We start from the raw sequence: 7,065 nt of genomic DNA on the forward strand, positions 1-7,065 counted from the left end.
GACAATTTTATATACTCCATAAACCCTTTAAATTAATTAGGTGGTTTATGTCGCACTTCAAGTTTTACTCTGCCCAGCTATGCCCCTGCAGTACAACTGGCAGGGGGGAAATCCGTTCATATCCATTTAGAAGCACCAACATTTCAGGTGAATTGGCAAAAAGTTAAAGATTGTATCAATGCAAAAACTCGCATGATTATCGTCAATACACCACATAATCCGACTGGTGCGATTTGGTCAGAACAAGACTGGCATCAACTGATTGAACTCATTCAAGATAAAAATATCGTTGTGCTCTCTGATGAGGTCTATGAACATCTCGTTTTTGATGGACAAAAACATTTTAGTGCACTGCAATTCCCCGAATTACGTGAACGCAGTTATGTAATCGGTTCTTTTGGAAAAAGTTATCATGTCACAGGTTGGAAAACGGGTTATTGCGTTGCAGCACCACATTTAATGCGTTTGTTTCGTCAAATATATCAATTTGCCAATTTTTGCGGAACCACACCTTGCCAAATAGCTTTAGCGAACTATATGCAGCAACATCCTGAGCACGTTCAGGAACTCCCAAACTTTTATCAGGCAAAACGGGATCTTTTTAATACCCAAATTCAAAACTCACGTTTCCAATTTATTCCATCACAAGGCACTTATTTCCAAAATCTCGATTATAGTGCGATTCGCCCTGACTTGAATGATGTGGAAATGTGCCAATTCCTCGCAGAGCAACACAAAATTGTCGCGATTCCTATTTCCGTTTTTTATCAACAAGCGCCCGAGTCACTACGCCTGATTCGATTCTGCTTTGCCAAAACTGATCAGACTTTACAACGTGCAGGAGCAATCCTTGCAGAGTGTTGATCAACAAAAATAAACCGAACAATCATGACGTCAATATGACCGATGATGGTATGGTGGAAAAAGAAAAAATAGAAACGTTTCTGGGCGAAGCGTGAAGGAAATAGAATGACACCACGCCAACCTTTGGTCATGCAACCCAATCTCTGGAAAACATTTTTTGTTTTTCTGGTTCCCTTGATTGCTACCAACATTTTACAGAACTTGTCGGGAACGATTAATACCATCTTTGTCGGTCAAATGATGGGTGTAGATGCGATTGCTGCGGTGTCTGTATTCTTCCCAATTCTTTTCTTTTTATTGGCATTTGTGATCGGGATCTCCGCGGGAACGACTGTACTGATTGGACAGGCATGGGGTGCGCAAAATCTTGAAAAAGTCAGAAGTGTGATTGGCTCTACCCTATTTATGACGTTGATTGGCGGTAGCATTATTGCTGTTTTAGGTTGGAGCTTTGCCGAGCATATTTTGCAATTATTAGGTACAGATCCTAAAGTCATGCACCTCTCTCTGCCCTATGTTCGATGGATGCTGGTGGGTAGTCCATTATTGTTTGTCTATATTATTTATACTTCGATTTTACGCGGTGTCGGTGATAGTGTTACCCCTCTAATTGCATTGAGCCTAACCAGTTTGATTGGTTTGGCGGTAACACCTGTTTTGCTCAAAGGCTATTTTGGATTCCCTGCTCTGGGCATTGTCGCGCCTGCTGTTGCAACAATCATGGGATATGCCGCAGTCCTTATTTTTCTGAGCTTCTATCTCAATTATAAGAACCATCCACTGAAAATAGATGCCCGTCTATTGAAAAGTATTCGTCACGATAGCAACCTAAGCAAACTAATCTTAAAGCTTGGTATCCCAACAGGCATCCAAATGGTTACAACTTCATTGGCAGGCTTAGTCATTATTGGTTTGGTTAATCATTATGGTGCACATGCGACCGCAGCATATGGTGCAGTGAACCAAGTACTCAACTATATTCAATTTCCAGCCCTCTCTATTTCAATTGCGGCTTCTATTTTTGCCGCTCAAGCGATTGGTGCAGGCAAACCCGAACTATTAGCCAAAGTCACACGAACCGCTTTGGGAATGAATGTCATATTCACAGGCAGTTTGATCACTTTGGCTTACTTATTTTCCAAATATTTAATGGCTCTATTTATTACCGATCACAGCGTCATTGAACTTGGGCAGCAGCTCTTATTTATTGTGTTATGGTCAATTTTATTCTTCGGTGCGAGTGCTATTTTTGCTTCAATGATGCGAGCTAGTGGAACCGTCAATGTTCCCATGATGATTAATATTCTCACTATTATTCTAATTGAAGTCCCTTGTGCCTATTGGTTTAGTTCGTTATGGGGCTTAACGGGCATTTGGACTGCTTATGCACTTTCTTTTGTGTGCTTATGTGTATTACAAGCCTCTTATTATCAGTTCATTTGGAAGAAAACTAAGATCAAAGTCCTTATTTAAAAATTTCTTTGATCCTCAAATAAAAAAGCCATTCTCTAAGAATGGCTTTTTTATGCTTGCAACTTACATCATTTTCGTTGCAAGTGCAGCAATACGTTGATAACCCGTCGGGAATAGACGTTGGAAAGAATCCACAATACGAGCATCTGTTCCAATTAACAGACGGCGTTTATTTTTCAACACTGCATTTAAAATCTGACGTGCAGCTTCTTCTGGTGGTGTACGTAAGAATTTATCAAACTGCTTGATCGATTTGTTTGGATCCATGCCCAAGCTCTTTAAACTGTCATTCATTTTCGCCGCTTTTGCGATATTGGTACGGATACCACCTGGGTGTACACAAAGAGAACTTACGCCACTCTTTTCAATATCAAGTTCTTGACGTAATGATTCAGTAAAACCACGTACCGCAAATTTTGTTGCATTGTATGCAGATTGTGTTGGTTGCGAAGTTAAACCAAAAATACTTGAGATATTGATGATATGACCATCTTTGGTTTGCTTAATGAATGGTAAAAATTCTTTGGTGCCGTAAACCACGCCCCAAAAGTTAATGCCTACAATCCATTCCAAATCTTCATAACTTGCGCCTTCAACAGTTGAGCCAAGTGCCACACCTGCGTTATTAAAAATCATATTCACTGAGCCATGATCTTGAACAGTTTCTTGCGCCCATTGCTTCACCGCTGCACGGTTTGAAACATCAAGAACTTTGGTCGTTACTTTGATTGGATTTTGTTTTACCAACTCAACAGTTTGCGCTAATCCTTTCTCATTGATATCACTCAATGACAAATGGCAACCTTGTTTAGCCAATAAAATTGCCAATTGCTGTCCAATCCCAGAACCTGCACCTGTGATCGCTGCGACTTTATTTTTAAAATTTTTCATTGCCTATCCTTTGTATTTCGAATGATATGCACACATTTGTCTTGATCATGTGCAGTTTAAGCTATAACCAATATAATTTTGACAATACGTGTTGTCAATATAGTACACTACAGCTTTAAGACAAATGGCAATAACCAACATATTGCTTGTCATATTAGGTCTATTTACATTTCATGACGTAAGATGTTTAGACACGATGAAATAAGTTTTACGAAATTTAGTTATTATAAATTCGCAAGACCTGTTTAAAATGCAAATAAATCTTAGACATACGATTTAAAGACTTTTTAGGGAACGGTTTTTCCATGGCAACTGAAGATCTAGCGACACGCAAGAAAAATAATACCGAAGCGAAAGAGCGCCAGTTTAAAGGTCTCTCTTTAACTGAACGCAAAGAAGCTCGCCGCGAAAAATTGATTGAAGCAGGCATTGCGACCTATGGTACACAGGGTTTTTTTTCGGTCACTGTCAAAGATGTCTGTAATGAGGCGAAGCTGACTGAGCGTTATTTTTATGAATCATTTAAGAAAAGTGAGGAGCTTTTCCAAACGGTATTCTTAAAAATGATTGGCAAAATGCAAAATTGTTTAACCCAAGCTGTGCTCATGGCTGCACCTGAACCTAAGAATATGGTCACGGCAGGTTTATCCGCATTATTAAGTGCAATTAAAGATGACCCTCGTATGGCACGAATTATTTATATCGATGCCATGTTGGTTCAAGACCTGCATAATCAAGCCACGATTCAGGAAACCTTGACCCAATTTGATCGTATTATTCAAGCATTCATGATGATTACCATGCCAAATGTGCCACAAAGTGGTGAAGAAGTTTCATTAATGGCAACAGGTTTAAATGGATATGTGACGCATATTATTATTCGTTGGGTTTCCGAAGGTTTTAAACAGCCCTTAGAGGATGTGTTATCTGCTTGTTGTGCTGTGTTTTTATCATTTATTGAAACCACCTCACAAAAAAATTAAAATCCTTTTACAGTTTTGTGACGAACAAAATAAAAAGGTTTCGATGGTATTAACCAAATGAATTCATTTGTTTTATTTGCAAACAATTTGTCATCATTTGGTCACTACTCTGCCTTAGAATTGTCACAATTTATTGCTAAATTCGACTTTATTAACTCTTTTGCAATGATATTGTCATAATTAATCTTTGTAATAAGCCTGTCATAACAACAAAACGGTTCACCGTTACAGATTTTAAGGGTATTGCGCAGTGAAAGATGACTATATTTTAATTGTCGATGATGAGCTACCGATCCGCGAAATGATCCATACCTCTTTGGATATGGCAGGCTTCCAATGTTTACAAGCTGAGGATGCAAAACAAGCGCATCAGATTATCGTCGATCAGCGTCCTGCTCTTATTTTGCTGGATTGGATGCTACCGGGTGGTGTCAGTGGTGTAGATCTATGCCGTCGTCTCAAACGTGATGAAAACTTAGCTGAAATTCCTGTCATCATGCTGACAGCACGTGGTGAAGAAGACCATAAAGTGCAAGGGCTAGATGCGGGTGCAGATGATTACATGACCAAACCATTCTCTACACGTGAATTGGTTTCTCGTATCAAAGCTGTATTGCGTCGTGCAAATGCACTCAGTGGCGAAAAAGTCATTGATGCTAATGGCTTAATGCTTGATCCAGTCAGTCAGCGTGTGAGCTTTGGGAACAGTATTCTCGATATGGGTCCAACCGAATATCGTTTATTGGCTTTCTTTATGACGCACCCTGAACGTGCGTATACACGTGCACAATTACTGGATCAAGTTTGGGGCGGTAATGTCTATATCGAAGATCGTACTATTGACGTGCATATCCGACGTTTACGCAAAGTCTTAGAACCTTTCGGCGTAGATCGTTTTGTACAAACAGTACGTGGCACAGGCTATCGTTTTTCTACAAGAGCTGATTTAGCAGCAGGTTAAAATCCTTTATGTATGAACCTTATCCCGTCCCTGAACTGGCACGTGAACATCAACGTTTCCGTCACAGCAATTTATGGACGTTTGCAAAACAAGATCTAAGACTGCTACTTTTTTTCTTATTGATTGCGAGCTTAATTGGATTCGGGGTTGGATACTTTTGGAGCTGTATTTTTGTCGCGTTCGTCGTTTTTTTTATACTCCAACTCCGCTCACTGTATTTAGTCAATGAGTGGATCTCAAATCGTCCCTATGATGTTCCCCCAAATCTAAGCGGTATTTGGGGTGCATTATTATTTAATGTCTATCGAGCGCAGCGACAAGAACGTATCGTTCAAGCCGAAATGGTAGGTTTGATTGATCGTGCTCAATCATCTCTGGTTGCATTGGCGGAAGCTGTCGTTTTGATTGATGACCAACATCAGATTGAATGGTGGAACCCTGCTGCCGAAAAGTTATTAGGCATCAATCCTTTAGATCGCGGACGTAATTTACTGGCTATTTTGCGTCAACCCAGCTTTATTGAATATTTTAATCATATCGATCAAGCACCTGATGGTATCCGTTTACAGGCTCAAATGGACGAAGACCGCTATGTGCAAGTCAAGTTAACTCGTTTTGGTGGTGAAAGCCGCTTATTGGTGGCATATGACACTACTCGCGTACATAATCTTGAACAAATGCGTAAAGACTTCGTGGACAACATTTCTCATGAATTACGTACACCGCTCACCGTATTGAGTGGTTATATCGAAACATTTATCGATCAAGATGACATTACTCCTCGCTGGAAACGCGCTTTCACTCAAATGCAATCACAAACCAAACGCATGAATGCATTGGTGAATGATTTATTGCTTTTATCCAATTTAGAAAACAATAAAAAAGTTGCTAAAAATCAAATTATTGATATGGCAAATTTGATGAATCAATTATTTGATGATGCGCGTGCTTATAATCTCGATTATGGTCATACTTTAAATTTAGATATCGACAGTCATTGTGATTTAATCGGCTCTGATATGGAAATTGCCAGTGCGTTTAGTAATTTAATCACCAATGCAATTAAATACACACCGAAAGGCGGCATTATTACGATTGGCTGGCATGAAGATGGCGATCACGCTTACTTTACCGTACAAGATAATGGGATTGGCATTAATCCAAAACATCTACCCCGTTTAACTGAGCGCTTCTATCGTGTTGACAGCGCACGTAGCCGTCAGACAGGGGGGACAGGTTTAGGCTTAGCAATTGTCAAACATGTGTTAATGCAACATAGTGCGCATTTAGAAATTAGCTCCAAAGAAAACGAAGGCTCAACCTTTACCGCTGTCTTTCCCAAAGAACGTTTGTATCGTATAGGTTAAAATAGAGGGAGCTAAAATTGCTCCCTAAATATTTGATATTACAATTTAATTACAATAATAATATAATAATATTTTGATTAATTTCACCGCTCACACATTTCTCTTTAGACGTAATATATTTTATGAATTCTCATTTCTTTCGTAGTTTCGCCTTTCTCCTAGGCTTAAGTAGTTCATTTTCAGCGATCGCCATGCCTACTGATCCATTGATCGGTACTTGGAAAGTGGTAGATGAACGGAGTGGTTCTTATCTATCTGATATTGTGATCAGACGTAATTCTAAAACTGAACAATACAGTGCTGTCATTGTGAAAATGTACCCTCAAGGCAAAGATGCGATTCCTACACTATGCACCCCTTGTACTGGTGCTTTAAAAAATCAGCCGATTATTGGTATGGAAGTACTGAGTAATCTTAAAATGCTGAATCTAAATGAAGAGTTTGGACAAGGGGCAGAGTAAAACTTGAAGTGCGACATAAACCACCTAATTAATTTAAAGGGTTTATGGAGTATATAAAATTGTCA

5 protein-coding genes and 2 pseudogenes are annotated in these 7,065 nt (G+C 39.3%); 6 read left to right on the plus strand and 1 reads right to left on the minus strand.

Going from position 1 to position 7,065, the window contains the following annotated elements:
• Positions 1–75: 75 nt before the first annotated feature.
• Both NO346_RS02110 and NO346_RS02115 read left to right on the plus strand, forming a co-directional pair.
• Positions 76–864, plus strand: a pseudogene (locus NO346_RS02110) (aminotransferase class I/II-fold pyridoxal phosphate-dependent enzyme); the annotation flags it as partial.
• 105 nt (positions 865–969) lie between these two features.
• The gene (locus NO346_RS02115; protein ID WP_256414063.1) at positions 970–2,337 is read left to right on the plus strand and encodes an MATE family efflux transporter; all 1,368 of its coding nucleotides are present in this window, start codon (positions 970–972) and stop codon (positions 2,335–2,337) included.
• A 63-nt stretch (positions 2,338–2,400) separates the two neighbouring features.
• Here the strand turns inward: NO346_RS02115 and NO346_RS02120 are convergent, their stop codons facing one another.
• On the minus strand, positions 2,401–3,228 hold the full coding sequence (locus NO346_RS02120) for an SDR family oxidoreductase (RefSeq protein WP_256414064.1): 828 nt from the start codon (positions 3,226–3,228) through the stop codon (positions 2,401–2,403).
• 305 nt (positions 3,229–3,533) lie between these two features.
• Between NO346_RS02120 and NO346_RS02125 the strand changes: the two genes are divergently transcribed.
• The 4 genes and pseudogenes from NO346_RS02125 to NO346_RS02140 all read left to right on the plus strand — a co-directional run.
• Positions 3,534–4,211, plus strand: a complete 678-nt coding sequence (locus tag NO346_RS02125; RefSeq protein ID WP_256414065.1) for a TetR/AcrR family transcriptional regulator — start codon at positions 3,534–3,536, stop codon at positions 4,209–4,211.
• Between the two features lie 250 nt (positions 4,212–4,461).
• Positions 4,462–5,172: a phosphate regulon transcriptional regulator PhoB gene (phoB, locus tag NO346_RS02130; RefSeq protein ID WP_004659793.1), complete on the plus strand. Its 711-nt coding sequence runs from the start codon at positions 4,462–4,464 to the stop codon at positions 5,170–5,172.
• 8 nt (positions 5,173–5,180) lie between these two features.
• Positions 5,181–6,539: a phosphate regulon sensor histidine kinase PhoR gene (gene phoR / locus NO346_RS02135; protein ID WP_256414066.1), complete on the plus strand. Its 1,359-nt coding sequence runs from the start codon at positions 5,181–5,183 to the stop codon at positions 6,537–6,539.
• 122 nt (positions 6,540–6,661) lie between these two features.
• Positions 6,662–6,991, plus strand: a pseudogene (locus tag NO346_RS02140) (hypothetical protein); the annotation flags it as partial.
• Positions 6,992–7,065 lie beyond the last annotated feature (74 nt).

Origin of the sequence: Acinetobacter sp. 5862, assembly GCF_024494585.1 — a bacterium.
Taxonomy (GTDB): domain Bacteria; phylum Pseudomonadota; class Gammaproteobacteria; order Pseudomonadales; family Moraxellaceae; genus Acinetobacter.

What these genes read in the sequence shown, in the direction of transcription:
- phoR (WP_256414066.1), top strand. Translation starts at nt 5,181, where the DNA reads ATGTATGAACCTTATCCCGTCCCTGAACTGGCACGTGAACATCAACGT.
- NO346_RS02125 (WP_256414065.1), top strand. Translation starts at nt 3,534, where the DNA reads ATGGCAACTGAAGATCTAGCGACACGCAAGAAAAATAATACCGAAGCG.
- NO346_RS02120 (WP_256414064.1), bottom strand. Translation starts at nt 3,228, where the DNA reads ATGAAAAATTTTAAAAATAAAGTCGCAGCGATCACAGGTGCAGGTTCT.
- NO346_RS02115 (WP_256414063.1), top strand. Translation starts at nt 970, where the DNA reads ATGACACCACGCCAACCTTTGGTCATGCAACCCAATCTCTGGAAAACA.